This is a genomic window from Streptomyces sp. NPDC052043 (assembly GCF_044548235.1).
GTDB lineage: Bacteria > Actinomycetota > Actinomycetes > Streptomycetales > Streptomycetaceae > Streptomyces.
Genome location: NZ_JBIUBT010000018.1, coordinates 102,508 through 117,875, shown reverse-complemented (window position 1 = coordinate 117,875; position 15,368 = coordinate 102,508). Strand labels below are relative to the sequence as shown.

At 69.3% G+C, this 15,368-nt stretch carries 19 protein-coding genes; 11 read left to right on the top strand and 8 right to left on the bottom strand.

The annotated features are described in order from the left end of the window. Positions 1-63 precede the first annotated feature (63 nt). A complete protein-coding gene (locus ACIHCX_RS34060; protein WP_400036488.1) occupies positions 64-690 on the top strand; it encodes a GntR family transcriptional regulator in 627 nt (208 codons plus the stop codon). Positions 691-874: 184 nt separating this feature from the next. On the opposite strand, the gene ACIHCX_RS34055 is transcribed toward ACIHCX_RS34060, so the two are convergent. From ACIHCX_RS34055 to ACIHCX_RS34045, 3 genes are read right to left on the bottom strand one after another with little or no spacing between them, the layout of a single operon-like run. Next, positions 875-1,228: a cupin domain-containing protein gene (locus ACIHCX_RS34055; protein ID WP_400036486.1), complete on the bottom strand. Its 354-nt coding sequence runs from the start codon at positions 1,226-1,228 to the stop codon at positions 875-877. Beyond that, complete coding sequence (locus tag ACIHCX_RS34050) at positions 1,225-2,016, bottom strand: carbon-nitrogen hydrolase family protein (RefSeq protein ID WP_400036484.1); 792 nt, start codon at positions 2,014-2,016, stop codon at positions 1,225-1,227. Before ACIHCX_RS34050 ends, ACIHCX_RS34055 begins: the two co-directional genes overlap by 4 nt. A 56-nt stretch (positions 2,017-2,072) precedes the next feature. Next, positions 2,073-3,437, bottom strand: a complete 1,365-nt coding sequence (locus ACIHCX_RS34045) for an MFS transporter (RefSeq protein WP_400036482.1) — start codon at positions 3,435-3,437, stop codon at positions 2,073-2,075. 140 nt (positions 3,438-3,577) lie between these two features. On the opposite strand from ACIHCX_RS34045, the gene ACIHCX_RS34040 reads away from it, so the two are divergent. The 4 genes from ACIHCX_RS34040 (at position 3,578) to ACIHCX_RS34025 (ending at position 6,810) form a co-directional block, all read left to right on the top strand. Further along, positions 3,578-4,264 carry a DUF2848 domain-containing protein gene (locus ACIHCX_RS34040; RefSeq protein ID WP_400036480.1) on the top strand — a complete coding sequence of 229 codons (687 nt, stop codon included), beginning with the start codon at positions 3,578-3,580 and terminating at the stop codon, positions 4,262-4,264. Positions 4,265-4,524: 260 nt separating this feature from the next. Further along, positions 4,525-5,235: a hypothetical protein gene (locus ACIHCX_RS34035; RefSeq protein WP_400036478.1), complete on the top strand. Its 711-nt coding sequence runs from the start codon at positions 4,525-4,527 to the stop codon at positions 5,233-5,235. Positions 5,236-5,517: 282 nt separating this feature from the next. Continuing rightward, the gene (locus ACIHCX_RS34030) at positions 5,518-5,688 is read left to right on the top strand and encodes a hypothetical protein (RefSeq protein WP_400036476.1); all 171 of its coding nucleotides are present in this window, start codon (positions 5,518-5,520) and stop codon (positions 5,686-5,688) included. Between the two features lie 375 nt (positions 5,689-6,063). After that, complete coding sequence (locus ACIHCX_RS34025; protein WP_400036474.1) at positions 6,064-6,810, top strand: hypothetical protein; 747 nt, start codon at positions 6,064-6,066, stop codon at positions 6,808-6,810. A gap of 48 nt (positions 6,811-6,858) precedes the next feature. Here ACIHCX_RS34025 and ACIHCX_RS34020 read toward each other — a convergent pair whose 3' ends face one another. Both ACIHCX_RS34020 and ACIHCX_RS34015 read right to left on the bottom strand, forming a co-directional pair. Further along, positions 6,859-7,125 (bottom strand): hypothetical protein, encoded by a 267-nt coding sequence (locus tag ACIHCX_RS34020; protein WP_400036472.1) that lies wholly within the window; start codon positions 7,123-7,125, stop codon positions 6,859-6,861. A 12-nt stretch (positions 7,126-7,137) separates the two neighbouring features. Then, positions 7,138-8,118, bottom strand: a complete 981-nt coding sequence (locus ACIHCX_RS34015) for a hypothetical protein (protein WP_400036470.1) — start codon at positions 8,116-8,118, stop codon at positions 7,138-7,140. A gap of 297 nt (positions 8,119-8,415) precedes the next feature. On the opposite strand from ACIHCX_RS34015, the gene ACIHCX_RS34010 reads away from it, so the two are divergent. After that, the gene (locus ACIHCX_RS34010; protein ID WP_400036468.1) at positions 8,416-9,396 is read left to right on the top strand and encodes a replication-relaxation family protein; all 981 of its coding nucleotides are present in this window, start codon (positions 8,416-8,418) and stop codon (positions 9,394-9,396) included. Here ACIHCX_RS34010 and ACIHCX_RS34005 read toward each other — a convergent pair. Both ACIHCX_RS34005 and ACIHCX_RS34000 read right to left on the bottom strand, forming a co-directional pair. Next, positions 9,351-9,719, bottom strand: coding sequence for a VOC family protein (locus ACIHCX_RS34005; protein ID WP_400036466.1), 369 nt, complete (start codon positions 9,717-9,719; stop codon positions 9,351-9,353). The genes ACIHCX_RS34010 and ACIHCX_RS34005 overlap by 46 nt on opposite strands. A gap of 1 nt (position 9,720) precedes the next feature. Further along, a complete protein-coding gene (locus tag ACIHCX_RS34000) occupies positions 9,721-9,900 on the bottom strand; it encodes a CopG family transcriptional regulator (RefSeq protein ID WP_400036464.1) in 180 nt (59 codons plus the stop codon). A 159-nt stretch (positions 9,901-10,059) separates the two neighbouring features. Here ACIHCX_RS34000 and ACIHCX_RS33995 point away from each other — a divergent pair, with 159 nt between their 5' ends. After that, on the top strand, positions 10,060-10,500 hold the full coding sequence (locus ACIHCX_RS33995; protein ID WP_400036462.1) for a helicase associated domain-containing protein: 441 nt from the start codon (positions 10,060-10,062) through the stop codon (positions 10,498-10,500). Positions 10,501-10,516: 16 nt separating this feature from the next. On the opposite strand, the gene ACIHCX_RS33990 is transcribed toward ACIHCX_RS33995, so the two are convergent. Continuing rightward, positions 10,517-11,455 (bottom strand): PP2C family protein-serine/threonine phosphatase, encoded by a 939-nt coding sequence (locus ACIHCX_RS33990; protein WP_400036459.1) that lies wholly within the window; start codon positions 11,453-11,455, stop codon positions 10,517-10,519. A gap of 691 nt (positions 11,456-12,146) precedes the next feature. On the opposite strand from ACIHCX_RS33990, the gene ACIHCX_RS33985 reads away from it, so the two are divergent. The 4 genes from ACIHCX_RS33985 to ACIHCX_RS33970 all read left to right on the top strand — a co-directional run bounded on the left by ACIHCX_RS33985 (position 12,147) and on the right by ACIHCX_RS33970 (position 15,336). Further along, entirely contained in the window at positions 12,147-12,614 is a 468-nt protein-coding gene (locus tag ACIHCX_RS33985) for a MerR family DNA-binding protein (RefSeq protein ID WP_400036545.1), read from the top strand. Positions 12,615-12,632: 18 nt separating this feature from the next. Beyond that, positions 12,633-13,526: a Clp protease N-terminal domain-containing protein gene (locus tag ACIHCX_RS33980; RefSeq protein ID WP_400036457.1), complete on the top strand. Its 894-nt coding sequence runs from the start codon at positions 12,633-12,635 to the stop codon at positions 13,524-13,526. A 1,156-nt stretch (positions 13,527-14,682) separates the two neighbouring features. Next, positions 14,683-14,892 (top strand): DUF6207 family protein, encoded by a 210-nt coding sequence (locus tag ACIHCX_RS33975; protein ID WP_400036455.1) that lies wholly within the window; start codon positions 14,683-14,685, stop codon positions 14,890-14,892. Between the two features lie 84 nt (positions 14,893-14,976). Beyond that, positions 14,977-15,336 carry a Ku protein gene (locus tag ACIHCX_RS33970; protein WP_400036453.1) on the top strand — a complete coding sequence of 120 codons (360 nt, stop codon included), beginning with the start codon at positions 14,977-14,979 and terminating at the stop codon, positions 15,334-15,336. Positions 15,337-15,368: the final 32 nt, after the last annotated feature.

Here is a 15,368-nt window from a genome sequence, read left to right as displayed (position 1 = left end):
GCCCCCGCGGAAGGCGCATGATAGCGTCTGTATACAAGCTGTATGCGATGTCTGGGGGTTGCCGTGGCGTCCGGTCGGGACAAGGCGTACGCGTATCTCAAGGACACCGTGCTGTCGGATCCCGAGATGCAAGGGGCCTTCCTGTCGGAGCAGGAGCTCGCCGACCGCATCGGCGTCTCCCGCACGCCCATCCGGGAAGCGCTGCTGCAGCTCGCGGCCGAGGACCTGGTCGAGCTCGTACCCAAGCGGGGTGCCCGGGTGGCATCCCTGACGGGACGGGAGATCCGCGAGCTCATGGAGCTGCGGGGCATCGTCGAGCGGTACGCGGCCCAGCAGCTCGTCTCTGGCGGACGAGCGCCGGTGGCGGAGCTGCGGTCCCTGCTGGAACGGCAGCGCGCGCTCACCGGTGCCGAACAGGCCCGGGAGTTCATCGCCGTGGACCACCAGTTCCACTCAGCGCTGGTGTCCGCCGTCGGCAACACCCTCCTGGGCCGGCACTACGACGGCCTGCGCAGTCGCCAAGTCCGCACCGGAGTGGTGGCCCTCTTCAACCAGCAGGGGCGCCAGGAAGCCGTGCTGGAGGAACACGAAGCCATCCTGGCCGCCCTCGCCGCCGGTGACGCACAGGCCGCGTGTGCCGCCATCGACCACCATCTGGAGTCGACGCTCAAGGTACTGCTCGCGGGCTAGGTACAGGCCGGTCCGGCTGCTCCACCCTCACGGTGGGTCGGCCGGGCCATGTGCGACCGGATCATCCCCCTTTCCCTGGACCACTTCGACCGCGCCGGGCCGGTCCGGGGAGAGGCTCCGGCACGGTTCGTGGGCGCTGCTGCCGCCGTACTGGGGGGCCGGCGCTTCTGTCGGCCCCCGTCGATCACTGCCGTCCGGGCTCGGGGTAGGTGATCACCAACATGGTGACACCGTCCTGCGAGGTCCAGGGACCGTGTGGCATCCCAGGCGGGCGGCAGGCGTACATGCCCGCGGTGAAGGTCCGGCCGAGCCTCAGGTCGTGCAGCGCTCCCTCAACGAGGTAGACCTCCTCCCAGAAGTCATGGCGTACCACGCCCTGGGTCGAGGTGTCGGTGCCCGGCGCCCAGTGGACGAGTGTCGTACGGCATCCGCGCTCGGGGTCGTCGGCCAGGACCAGCTCCTCGACGCCGGGGTCGGCGCCGACCGGGCTGCGCCACGGTGCGTCGGGGAGGTGGAACTCCAGCTCGGGCTTGCTCACCTCCACACCTCCGGCCGCCGGTTGACCAGCACGGAGGTCTTCTGTCGGACCACGGCAACCTCGTCGACGTCCAGGTCGGCCACCAGCAACTCGGGCTCGGCGCCCAGAGCATGCCGGACGGTTCCGTCAGGCCCGACGATCCGGCTGTGCCCGATGCCCGTCGGCGCGGGGCCCGGCTCGGCACCTGGGTTGGCCTGGTCGACGGCGGCGAGCCATACGGTGGCGTCCAGAGCACGGGCCCGCACCAGCAGCTCCCACTGCTCGAGCTTGCCAGGCCCGGCGCCCCAGGAGGCGGCCAGCAGCGTGGCGACGGCTCCGGCGTCGGCGTGTGCCCGGAACAGCTCCGGGAAGCGGACGTCGTAGCAGGTGGCCAGGCCCAGCCGTACGCCGTCCACCTCGATCACCGTCGTGGTGGAGCCCGCAGCGACACTGTCGGACTCGCGGTAGCCGAAGGCGTCGTAGAGGTGGATCTTGTCGTATGACGCCTCGACCCCGGGTCCGGTGGCCAGCAGGGTGTTGGCCACCCGGCCCCCGGCGGCCGGGGTGAACATGCCGGCCACGATGACCGTGCCGGTGGCCCGGGCGATCTGCCGTACCCCGTCGGCCCACGAACCGTCCAGAGGCTCGGCGAGCGGTGCCAGCGGGGTGCCAAAGCAGGCCATCGACGCCTCTGGGAAGACGACGACGCGGGCTCCGGCGTCCGCAGCGCGCCGGGTCCACTCCTCGACGAGCCGGAGGTTCTTGTCGGGGTCAGGGCCGGTGGTGAGCTGGCTCAGGGCGATCCGCATGGTGCGGTCCTTCCTTCGCAGGATTGGGGAATCGAGGGGATCAGCAGGCTCCGTGGTCAGCGGGATCGGGTGGCGTCCACCGTGGCCGGGGCCTCCGACGAGGCGAGGCGGGTGTCTTCGTCGATGGCGGCTTCGGGGTCGCGTCCCAGGTAGACCCCAGCGAGGGAGACGGCCGAGGCGACGGCGATGTACGCGGCCAGCGGCACCCAGCTGCCATAGGCGCTCAGCAGACTGGTGAACAACAGCGGGGCGACGGCGCCGCCGATGATCCCGGCGAGGGTGTAGGCCAGGGAAGAGCCGGTGTAGCGCAGCCGGGGCGAGAACTGTTCGGCGATGAAGGCGGCCTGCGGTCCGTACAGACAGCAGTGGATCACGAGGCCCACGACGACGCCGGTGGCGAGCGGCAGCCAGGTGCCGCCGCCGATCATGGGGAAGAACATGAAGGGCCACACGCCGGCGGCCATCGCGGCGCAGCCGTACAGCAGGCGGCGGTTGATCCGGTCGGAGAGAGCGCCGGCCAGCGGCATGAGGAAGACCTGGAGCGAGGAGCCGATGAGGACGGCCGCGAGGGCGGAGCCGCGCGACATGCCCAGCTTCTGGGTGGCGTAGGTCAGGACGAACACGGTGAACATGGCGTACAGCACGTCGGGGCCGATGCGGCAGAGGATCGCGGCGAGCAGGGCGCGGGGCTGGGTGGTGAAGACCTCGCGGATCGGCGCCTCGGGCCGGGAATGCTCGGCCTCCATCGCCTTGAACACCGGGGTCTCCTCGAGCTTCGCCCGGATCCACAGCCCGAACGCGACGAGAACGCCGGAGAGCAGGAAGGCCACGCGCCAGCCCCACGACTCGAACTGCGCCTCGGTCAGCAGCGCGCCGAGGGCGGCCAGGACGCCGTTGGCCAGCAGATTGCCGGCGGGGGGGCCGACCTGCGCGGCGGAGGCGTAGAAGCCGCGGCGGCGTGGGTCCCCGAACTCACTGGACAGCAGTACGGCGCCGCCCCACTCGCCGCCGACACCAACGCCCTGGGCGAAGCGCAGCACGACCAGGGCGATCGGAGCGGCCACACCGGCCGTCGAGTACGCGGGCAGGACGCCGATCAGGAAGGTGGCCGCGCCGATGAGGACCAGCGTGGCGATCAGCACCTTCTTGCGGCCGATCACATCACCGAGGCGACCGAAGACGAAGCCGCCGAGCGGGCGCGACACATAGCCGACCGCATAGGTGGAGAAAGCCAGGAGCGTGCCGGTGAGCGGGTCCTCCGAGGGGAAGAACAGGTCGCCGAAGACCAGGGCGGCCGCGGCGGAGTAGACGGCGAAGTCATACCACTCCAGTGCCGTGCCGGTCAGGCTCGCGGCGAAGGCCCGGGCGACGCCGGAATGCCTGCCGGGCACCTTCGCTCCGTCCTTCGGGGTGTCGTGCATGGTTCCCATCCTTGTTCGGGGGACATCGACCTTCCGGCATACTTCTTGTATACAGGTCGTATGCGCAAGCCCTGCGCGAGAACTTAACCGCGGAGAAATCCTCACCCGCGGTCCGTCACCCGATCTCTGGGAGTCCCCTCATGGCCGTGCTGACCTTCGAACTGCCCGACGGATCGACGCGCGAGGTCGACGTCGTCCAGGTCCTCAACGCCGGGTACGCCGGCCGCAGCCAGGAGGACGTCGCCGCGCACGTCGCGGAGCTCGCCGAACTGGGCGTGCCCGGCCCGTCCGTGACGCCGGCCCTCTACCCCGTCTCCCCCTACCTCGCCCAGCAGACCGACCGGGTCCAGGTGCAGCACGGGCGCACCTCCGGGGAGGCGGAGTGGGCGCTCCTCGTGGCGGACGGCGGGGAGCTGCTGCTGACGGCCGCCTGCGACCACACCGACCGCGACCTGGAGGTGCACGGCGTGGCATGGAGCAAGAACGCCGGCCCCGACGTCCTCGCACGCCGCGCCTGGCGCCTGGCCGACGTGGAATCCCGCATCGACGAGCTCACCCTGCGCGCCTGGGTCACCCATGGCGACACGCGGACCGAGATCCAGAGCGGCACCCTTGCCGAACTCCTCACCCCCGCCTACTGGGTCAACGTCCTACGCTCACGCAGCTCCCTCACGCCTGGCACTGTCCTGATCTCCGGCACTATCCCCATGGCCCCCGGTGTCGACCAGTTTGCCGACGGCTGGAGCGTGGAACTGGGCGACCCCGCCACCGGGGACACCATCCGCCTCGACTACGACGTCCAGCCCATGCCAGCACCCATCGGCTGACGTGACGGCCCGCCGTCCGGCATCCGCATCCGCAGGACCGGGGCACGAGAGCAGGTCTGGGGAACGAGGCGAGCGACGGTCGGGAATTTCGGATCCCCAACCCCTCGCTCAGGGGTGGGACAGGCTGTGGACGATCACGTAATTCCCCAGGGCTGCGGTCACGTAATTCCCCAGGTGCTGGGCGGGGTGCGTGGGTGTCCGTCCTGTGGCTGAAGGAAACTGTTCGACGGACCGGCCGGGACAGGCCATGATGCGCACTCGTGACGGCGATGAAGCAGTTCGTGATCCGGGCCGCGGCCCGCAACAACGCCGAGTGGTGCGCGTCGATGAGCCGATCGCACGGTTTGGCGGGCGAGTTCGGGTTGCAGGCTTGGGCCGTTCCGGCCCGGCCGCCGCTGTACTACCCCGACGCGGTGACGCTGGTGCCGGGGGCCGACGCCGCCGCGCTGGTGGACCGTATCGATACCGCCACTCCCGGCGCTTGCATCAAGGACAGTTTCGCCGACCTCGATCTGGCGGGGGCCGACTTCAAGGTGCTGTTCGACGCGCAGTGGATCCACCGCCCAGCGAGCGCGCCGACCACCTCACCGGATCTCGCCTGGGACGTGGTCAGCGGCCCGGACATGCTGCGGGCCTGGGCACTTGCCTGGGATGACGGGGACGGCAACGCGGACCTCTTCCGGCCCGAATTGCTCGATGACCCGGCCACGTCCGTGCTTGTCGGACACTCCGCTGACGGCCTGGTGGCCGCTGGGGCGGTGGCGAGCCGCAGCGACCATGTGGTCGGAATCTCCAACGTCTTCGCGGTGGAGGGCGGCGCTGACCGGGCATGGCCGGTGGTGCTGGACACAGTGCACCGGCTGTTCCCGACCCTGCCCGTGGTTGGCTATGAGCGCGGTGCGGACCTGGATACCGCCGTCCGCCATGGCTTCGAGGCAGTCGGTCCGCTGCGAGTCTGGCTGCATGGCTAGTTGATCCGCGGATCAGGTCCTGTCGGTGGGGTACTTCGGTCGCTTGTTGGGGCGGTAGCCGGGGCCGTTCCGGCTCCCGCCTGGCCGAGGCCTTCGCCGTCCCGGTCAGCCGCTCCACCCTGCTCAGGCTGATACGTGCCCTCCCCGAGCCGAAGAGTGCCGTCGGCGATGCCGGCCGGCCCGATGACGGCGACGTGGATGGCGTCCGGAGCGCCCAGCCGTGCGGCCTCGGCGTAGGAGGCGGAGCGGTGCGCGGTCGAGGGCCACAACAACAAGATCAAAATGATCAAGCGCCAGATGTTCGGCCGCGCAAACTTCGACCCACATGAAGCCGATTCGGCTCTGTACGACCGGTATCTCGAAGACGATGAGGAGATGCGACGACTGTCCGCCGCCGACAGCGAACGAGCTACAGACGACAGGCTCCGTCAGACCAGCACAACGCAGCCGTGAAGCTGGGCGTTTGGGTCTCGAACACCAAGTCGAGGCGCGGCAAGCTCACCCAGGAGCAACTGGGTGCACTATGGAGGGTGCCGACGTAGCCGCAGCCGTGCAGGCAGGGCACCCACTTCCACGACTGGGCGTGGGGCGCGGATAGTCGCCGCCTGCACTCCGGGAGAGGTACGCGGGCGGCACCAGGACAGGGGCGGGCCCGCTCATCCCCCCTGGCGGGCCCGCCCCCTGTTCGCCTCGTGGCGTTTCGAGCGGAGTTCACGTGCAGCGTTATGTCCTGCCTATGGCTTCGGCGAATGTGGCGTTCTCCTCCGCGTGAGGGGCCGGCAACGCCTTGGCCGTCCCCTCCCCCGCTCAACGAAAGACCCCCACGTCGTGACCGTCTCCTTACATGAGCTCCGGCCGGCCGGCCGGCACGCTGCCCTCCCCGCGGGCAGCCTGTTCCGGCGCGTCTACGCACCCCACGCGTGCGACGCGCTCGCCTATTCCATGTCGACCTATGCCATGCCGCTCGTCGTGCTGGCCACCACCGGCTCCGCCTCCCTGACGGGCCTGGCCTTCGCCCTGGAGTGGATACCCCGGGTGGCCGCGTTCGGCTTCGCCGGCACCCTGGTGGACCGCAGCGGCGCGGCGATCGTGTGCTTCATCGCCTCATTGGCCCGTGCCTTGCTGGTGGCGGGCGCCGGTGTGGCGCTTCACCTGGTGCCGCCGGGCACGGCCGAGGCCGTCACCGTCATGGCGCTGGCAGCCGTGACCGGGGTCCTGACACAGTTCAGCTTCATCGCCAATGAGGCGGTCGGCGCCGTCGTGAGCCGGCAAGCCCGAGGGCAGTCCCACAGGGTGCAGTCGGTCCTGATCGGCATCGATCAGACAGCCACCCTCATCGGCCCCGCGCTGGGCGGGGTTCTGCTGCTCACCGGGCCGACGCGCATGCTCGCTTGCTTGAGCGTGCTGTCCTTCCTGTCCGCCGCACTCGCGCTGCAGACCCCGTCCACTCCCCTGCGCGCCGCACGCCGTGGCGGGCCCGCGCCGGGCGGTGGCCTGCGGGAAGGGTGGCAGACCCTGCGCGCCCTGCCGTCCCTGCGCCGGCTCGTGGCCGGACTGGGTGCGAGTTCACTCTGAGTACAGGACGAAAGGGACCGCCAGGGTTCTGGCGGTCCCTTTCGGCGGTTACCTCTGCTGTCGGCGTTGAGCGTTCTTCTCGAGCGTCTGACGCTTCACTTGTCTCCACGAGTACACCGTGAGGACGAGAGACACGCAGCCGACCGCCAGGAACATCAATCGCTTGGCGATGCCATCAAGATTCATGGCGCCTCCGAATCCTCCCACGAGGCCGCAAATGCCGAGGAAAAGAGATCGCCAGCCCAGCAGCTCATCAGCCAAGCCTCTGATGAATCCACCGCCTTGCAGCGAGTTCCAGTATTCTCTCAGTGTCATCTCATCACCGCGTCAGGAGATCGGGGGCTGCGCAGGACGGTTGAACGGGCCGGGTGCGATGTAGCGGACCGGACCGCCCTGCGGGAGCAAATAGACTACGACCGTCGCTCCGAGAGCCACCGGCACACCGAACACCTTGACCCCGACCCTGCCGAACGCGCGCGTCACCGGGCCGATCTGAATTCCCTTGCTGACTTCACCTGCGACGAGTCCAGTGAAGAAGGGGCCGATGAATCCCTTGATGGCCTCATTGGCCTCGTCGTGGCGTCCGAGGAGGTGCAGCACCACTCCGTCGATCGCGCCGCGATAGCTGAAGAAGCCGACGACGTCTCGCACACCATCGGGAATTCCCGCATTGTCGTACATATCGAACTCGACGTCATCATTGGATGAATCGTCCTGCAGACGGTACCCGTTCGCCTCGTTCCGCTGGGCCTCCTCACGCACCTTCTTCGCCTTGGCCTCCTGCTCCTCCTGATCCTTCGCGACGTAGGCCGCATAGGCTTCCCTCGCCGCCTGGTTGGCGGCCGCAGCGTCCTTGCCCGCGGCGATCGCGGCCGCACGGGCCTTGTTCGCGGACGAGGCGGCGCTCGCGGCGGAGTTGCTGGCCTGGACCGCGGAGGCGGTGGCCTTCTTCGCCGAGTAGTTCGCGGCCCGGCTGGCCTTCTGCGCGGTCGCGGCAGCCGACTTGGCCTGCTGCGCCGAGGCGGCCGCCCGCTCCGCCGACTTGTCCGCAGCCTCCGAACTGGCGCGGGCGCGGTCCGCGTGCTCCCCGGCCGTCTTGGCCGAGGCCGCCGCCGCATCGGCGTAGCCCTTGGCCTCTTCGGCAGCGCCCCGTGCACGGGCGGCCGCTTCCGAGGCAAAGTTGGCGTCCTCGTGCGCGGTGAACGCGGCCTTGGCAGCAAGGCTGACCTGCGCCTGGACGGCCGCCACGTGTGCGGCGGTGTCCTCGTCCGCCTGAGCCTGCTTGTACTGGATCCGGGTCACGAACACCGAGCACACCCTGGCAGCAGCGGCCGTGACTCACGACCGTCTTCGCTGGCGACGAACACGCGTCTCGCTCATCTCCAAGACGAGCCAGTGACATCAAAACTCACTGACCTTGATCTTGACGAGCCAGACGAGGTGACTCCCGGAACCGCATCCAAATGACTCCCCCTCAAAGTGACACAGCCAACCGTGGTCGGGACTTCCTGGCCGGTGGTGTGGTCGAGGTCGCCGGCTGGTCTGGTGCGTACACGCGGCGCTGGGCAGGACGGCACCGCTCCGTGCGAAGGAAGCGGGCCGACCATGTTGGACGTGGACGCGGGCAGTGGTGACCGGGTGGCGCTGGCGGTGCTGACGCAGTACCGGATGGCGACGACCGAGCAGATGCACCTCATCCTCAACCCCCAGGTGCGGATCGAGCAGACCCGGCGTCGGCTGGCCAAGCTGCGCGCGGAGGGGCTGGTTGACCGGATCACCTTGCCTCAGAGGGGGCGAACACGGGTGTGGTTTCCCACCCAGTACGGCGTGCAGGTCGCCCGCGAGTGGCCGGAGCTGCGGGGACGGCGGCCGTCGAAAACGGTGTCAGATCGGACCGCGGCGCGGCTGCGGGTCGGGCACGCGCTGACGGTGACCGAGACCGGACTGGCCTTCCTCCAGGACGCGCGGCGCCGCGGCGAGCTGTGTCGGCCGCTGGACTGGATCCCCGAGGTCTACCACCGCATCGGGAGCGGCGAGGCAGTCATCCCGGATGCCTTGCTGTATTACCGGCGGAGCCATGAGGGCGGCGAGGGGGCGATGCTGCGGGCGTTCGTCGAGGTCGACCGGGCCACCATGGGCCCCGAACGTCTGGCCGCGAAACTCCACTCTTACGCCCGCCTCCACCGCTACATGCCCGCGCCCGCGCCCGGCAGGCGGCAGCGGCTGGCCGACCAGGAACTGCTGCAAGAGAAGTGGAGGCGGCACTACCCGCTCTTCCCGCGGCTGCTGTTCGTCCTGGACGGCACCGGCCCCGCCGGCATCCAAACCCGTATCACCGCCCTGCGCGCGACCGCCACGGACCCGGCGCTGACCAGCTTCCTGCGCGAGGTACCCCATCCTGGCGGCGCCGCTGGTCGACCTGCTCCACAGCGGCCCATCCGAGCCCGCGCCGCAGAGGCCTGGGCGCCTGTGAGACGCGGCCCGGCGCCGTCGCATTACTCACCATCGCTGCCCCCGAGCTCTTCGGTGAGGCCGGCTCGTCACTCATGCGCTTCCTCCTTCCCCCGCTGGCCCTTGGGGGCCTGAAGGCTCCACAGCCGCCCGTCCGGGTCGCGCACGGTCATCAACCGGGTCCCGAAGTGCGTGTCCTCGAACGGAGTGACCACCTCGACGGCAGGGTCAGAGCGAAACGCGTCCGCGTCGGCCACCTTCAGTACCAGCTGCATCTGCGGCTGGCGATCTGCGGGCACCTCGGCGATGAACAGCGGGGGGCCATCGCCATTGCGCAGCTGGCCGGAGCTGTGGTCCGTCTCGAATTCCAGCTCATAGCCCAGCGCCTGGAAGAACCGCGCCGCCTTACCCCAGTTGTGGGTCTCCATGAACACAGCCTCGATACCTTCAGTCGTCATCTCAGACCTCCTCCTCATCCGATCGCTCTCGTTCTTCCTGGGAGTCGTCGAGGTAGGCACGCAGCGCCTCGGCAACCAGTGCCGACAGCGACAGCTCCTTCTCGATGGCACGGTGCTTGACCTGCTTGATCAGCCCGATCGGCAGGTACACGTTGAACTGCTTCACATCCTCGTCACCCACGGCAAGCATGCTAGCAAACTAAATCACTAGGATGTCGATCGCAATCCGGCCTGCACAGAGGAGGCATTTCCTCTTGGACAGTGCGTTGCTGAGCAGCGAAGCGCGTGCGGGGCCGGGCAGACGAGCGGGCAGCGCGCCCGGCGACTGGAGAAGCTCGGCATGGTCTGGTCGCCGGCGGATGAACGATTCCAGGAGAACCTGGAGGCTGCCAAGGCGTACTACGAGAACCACTGGACCCTGTGCACGCCGCGGACCGCGACCGCGCTGGACCGGCCAATCGGGCATTGGCAGTCCAACCTCCGCCGCCCCGGCGTGCTCGCGCGGCAGAGCCTGGCCAAATGCGGACCGGAGAGGTGTGGTGGGACGTCGCCGGTCAGGAACCCCGGCGCGCGAGGAGAGCACCCGGCCGCCGTCGCGTATCGCGCTCCTGGGTTCCCGGGTTCCGGCCGTGTCCGGTCCCGCCGCATCGAGAATTCGCGCCAACGTGTCCACGGTTACGGCTTTGAGAACGCGGGTGGCCTGTGTGGCGGTGTTCGGGCCGGAGTGGAGCTGGAACCGCAGATGGTGTCGAGCGGGGCGCGGAGCCTCCTCCTTTGGTGATGTCGGCTACCAGGTGTCAAGCTGCCTTTCCGGTCGTCGCGATGGGAGCCTGTGTCTTCGAGTCGTCATGCTCCCGCTGGATGGCGAGGAGGACGGCGTCGTCGCTGAGGTGCTTGTCTGCGTGGTGCAGCAAATCATCATGAAGGCGGCCGACGGTGTCGTCCACGTTGTCGCGCATGCAGGTAGGGATGCGGTCGATCAAAGGGTAGAAGATGCCGTGGCGGTTTCGAGCCTCAGTGACCCCATCGGTGTGCAGCAGTAAAGTGTGCCAGTAGGTGGCGGGAACGTTATGCGTGGTCAGGTGTCCTGCGGCGAGGGTGAGCTGGCCGAGTGGGAGGTTGGGTTCCTCGGAGTCCAAGAGCTTGGGGCCCGACGCGCTGAGGAGGATGGGGGGCTCGTGTCCGCAGTTGAGGATCTCCAGCGTCCCGTCGTCGTTGATCTCCAATAGGACTGCGGTCACGAATTCCTCGTGCGGCTCCGGACAACCGGCATCGGAGAGTTCACCGCGGACCCGTTCGAGGGCGGAGTCTAAACGCCGAGCGAGGCTCCTCAAGGTGGGCTCGTCGTGGGTGGTCGCCCGGAAGGTGCCGAGCACGGTAGCGGCCAGCTCCACCGCCTCCAGCCCTTTGCCGCGCGCGTCCCCGACGATGACGCGGACCCCGTATGGGGTGGGGATGGCGGCGTAGAAATCACCGCCGATGCAGGCGTCTGCAGCTGCGGGTTGGTAGCGAATGGCGAGCCGAACGGGGCCGAGTCGGTGGGGCATGGGTGGGAGTAGCGCCCGCTGCGCAACCTCGGCGACCGAGCGAACCCTGGCGAGTGCGCGCTGCGCGCGCCCTTCCCTGATGAGGCAGGCGGTGCAGCTGACGCCTGTCGCGATCGTGACTAGGGAGAGGTCGTACCAGCCAGAGACAGAATCGAGCGGGCCGTGCTGAATGTGGAAGACCACGGCCACGGTGAGTGCTGTGAACCCGGTCAGGGCAGTGCCGCAGGGCTTGCCGGATAAGACGAAAGTCAGCGCCGGTGTAACGGACAGCAATGGCAGCAGACGCAGGCTAGGTAGGGCAAGCTGAACCAGCGCGATCAGGCTGATCGCGATCAGAGCGGGCAGAGCGGACCGAATGGCCTCGGATAGTTTCGAGCTGACGTAGACCCCGACCCGTCGGGCCGCGCGTCGACCACGTCCTCGGGTGCGACCCCTCGCAGGCCCACTCGTCTCGTTGGCGGACTGCTCGGCATGGCGCGTCATTCCATTGTCCCCAAGTGGAAGGCGGTGCCCACAGGCTGCCGCATGCCGGCAACCTACTTGCTGCGACTGCCAGAATCGGCGGCCGCACTCCGCCCTGCCACAGGTGCCGAATGAACTCGATCCAGTGATCTGCGACAAGCTACCGGCTTGGCGAATGACCAGGACTCTAGCGGCCAACGGAAAGCCATTACCAGCTCTCCCCACAGGTCAACCCAGCGCCCCCGCCGTCCCAATCGGCGTGCCCCGACCGACGCGGAGGGGGCTGAACTGGGCACCGCCCGCGAAACTTCCGCTCGTCCTTGGCTGATCGTCTGGCTGAACGGGACCTCGGCGCGGGCAAGACGACGACGGCGCGAGGACCGCGACGCCGCCGAGGTAACACTCCACGTGGGCACGCCTGGAGCCCTGCCTTCCCCGCAACGCCGGGAAGGCAGGGCGCCCTCGGCCGCCAGGCGGGCCACCGCGGCGGCCGAGTGGCGGCCAGCATCCGCGCACCGCGGGCGGCGACCTGCCCGAACCGCCGCGCACCCGGGGCGGCTACCGCGACTACCCGCCCCAGGCCGCACACCGGCTCGCCTTCATCCGCGAGGCCCAAGCAGCCGGGCTCACTCTTGCGGAGATCCGCTCCGTCCTGGTCGTGCGCGATGCTGGCGAGGCGCCCTGCCTGCACGTCGCAGACCTGATCGCGCAGCACCTCGCGGACATCGAGCGCCGCATGGCCGAGCTGCGTGCCACCCGCACCGCCCTGCGCACGCTGACCCGCCGTGCGGCGGCCACCGACCCGAGCACGTGCACCGAGGCCGACATCTGCCGCATCATCACACCCGGACCGAGTGACAACGGGGGATTGTCACCGCGGGAGTGACAATCTACGGTTGTCAGCATGAGCCCAGAGCCCACCGTGGACCAGCTCATCCAGGCGGCCCACGCTCGTGCCATCAGTAACGACCCGCTCGATGTCCTCGACGCCGTCCTGGCCCTGGCACGTGATGTGTCCGGCCGGTCCGACGCAGCTGTCGACCAAACCGTGTGGCAGGCCCGCGAGGCCGGATACTCCTGGACCGTGATCGGCGAACGCCTCGGCGTCTCCCGCCAGGCCGCCCGCCAGCGGTACGCCAATCGCATCGCCCATGCACCCTCGACCGTCGGCCTGATCCGCGGCCGCGACCTGGAGGCCGCACTGGCCGCCGCCCTGGACGCTGCCGAGGCCGAGCATCTGGCTGAGGCGGGCACCGAGCACATCCTGCTGGGCCTGCTCACCGACGGGGTGGCCGCCGCCACCCTGGAACAGCTCGGCGTCAGCCGCGACAAGATCCGCGACGCCAGCCACCGCCTGTTCAGTTACCCCTCCCAACCCGCGCACGTAGGCCGGACCGTGTTCTCCGCCGAAGCCCAAGCGGCTCTGGCCGGCGCCGAGCAGCTGGCCACCGAACGCACGCCGGCCTGCGCGCCGGTCGCCGTCACCACGCCGCAGCTGCTCGCCGTGATCGCCACCAACCCCGGCTCACGCGCCCGCCGCGTCCTCAACGACCTCGGCGTGGACGTCGCCGACATCAAGCGGCTGCTGCACTGCTACATCAACGTCCCACGCACTCCTTTCGGCCGCCGCCCCCGCCGCGGTCGGCCCGGCAAGAAGCAGGCGCATCGCTGTTCGTTCTGCGGTCACGCCCGTAGCGAAGAGCACCGCCTGGTCGCCGGGCCCGACGTGTGGATCTGCTCCAATTGCGTCGAGATGTGCAGCGAGACACTCGCCCAGCCAACCGAGACAGGAACGTGACGGCCAGCCAACCCAGCCTGACCAGGCGCTAGTTCAGAGAAGGTCAGCGTCCCGATCGCCGTCCTGGGCGCAACCGAGGATCACAGCGTCTGCTTCCGCCGGCCGTCGACAACGGCCTGCTGCGCAACTGCTACTGGTGCGAGATCGAGGACCGCGAAGTCTCCCACGGAGAGATCGGCCAGGGCTATCAGACGGCCGGCGGCCGCATCATCCCGCTTACCGACGAAGAACTACGGCAGCCGCCGCTGCCCACGGCGCGCGATCGAACTGGTCGGCTACCTCCCGACCGCCGACATCGACCCGATCCGGATCGGCCCCGGCTACTACCTCCAGCCACAGGGCAGCCTCGCCGCGAAGCCGTACGTGCTGCTGCACCAGGCCCGGATCCCAATGCGCGGACAGGCAGAGCTCCGGCTGCCCTCGTGATCAAAATTGAGACGTCCGTACGTACGGGTTGCTGCGCCGAGCATCCCCGCCGGAGACCCCGGCCCGCCCAGAACCCGACCGGGACACCAGCCTCATCCTGAGCGGCGCACAGTGGCGTGCCCGCAGGGCGGTAGCCGTCACCGACCATCACGCCGTTGCAGTAGTACGGCCAGCCCTTCGGGCCGATCTTCGCTTCGGTGAGCATCCGGCCATGGAACACCGGCGGTGACCTGCGAAGAAGCGCGATCCGGGGTGCTTCCCGCCGGGCGGGAGGCCATCACCAGATCTTTCCCGAAGCGCCCGCCAGGCGGGCCGCCACGGCAGCCCGAGACGGTAAGCCGCCGCCTTGTGCACCTTCCCGCCCATGAGGCACGAACCCGTTCACGAGGACCTCTGTCCGCTGTGCGGCCGACCGCTCCGACCCGAGTACCGCCGCGCACCCAACCCTCGCCCAGAGACCACCCGGCCCGCGTCTGGCTCCACCAGTACCGCTGCGACGGCTGCGAGGCCGCCCGGCCCCAGCAGTCCGCGGACGTGATGCGCGCCATCTACGAGACCGAGCCGTGCCAATGCTGCGCTCCAGCTAGCGCCGACCGCTTCCGCGTGCCGGTCGGCCGTTGCCCGCACGACCAGGTCCAAGACGTCGTCCAGGGCGAGGCCTCCCCTACTCGGTCGGGTGAAGTCGGCGGGATCGGAGAACCTGTGCGGCTGCCCGCGCGTAGTGCCCGGCATGAGGCGGATCAATGACGCGCATGTGGCTGTGCCGGGCCTGGCCGTAGTGGACGTCGCGGCCGCGGATGACGAGACCGCCTCCGCGGTCCAGGAGCTGCTCGCCGCACGGTGCGCCGTCGCACCGGCGGACCGTACGACCCGGGAGCCTGACGAGCCCGGCGTGCGGCTGCGATTCTTCCTGGACCTACAACAGCACGCCGACACGTAGGCTCGCGGCGGGCGCCTGGCCGTGCTCGTGCCGGGCCGTGACGGGGCTTCTAGGCTGGTAGTGCTCGGGTCCCGGAGGTGTGCCATGCCCGCGAGCATCTTCAACGGCGCTATCTCGTTCGGGCTGGTCAGCGTCCCGATCACGGTCCTGAGCGCGACCGAAGACCACAGCGTCCGCTTCTGGAGGATCCACACCGCCGACAACGGTCTTGTGCGCAACCGCTACTGGTGCGAGGCGGGAGACCGCGAGGTCACCTTCGAAGAAATAGGGCGCGGTTATGAGCTGCCCGGCGGCCGGGTCATCCCGGTCACGGACGAAGAGCTGCGGGCCCTCCCGCTGACCACGACGCGCGCCATCGAGCTAATCGCGTTCATCCCGGCTGCTGCCGTCGACCCGCTGCGCATCGGCCCCGGCTACTACCTCCAGCCGCACGGGCTTATCTAGATCTCCCTCCGATATTTGCTGGTCAGCAGGGT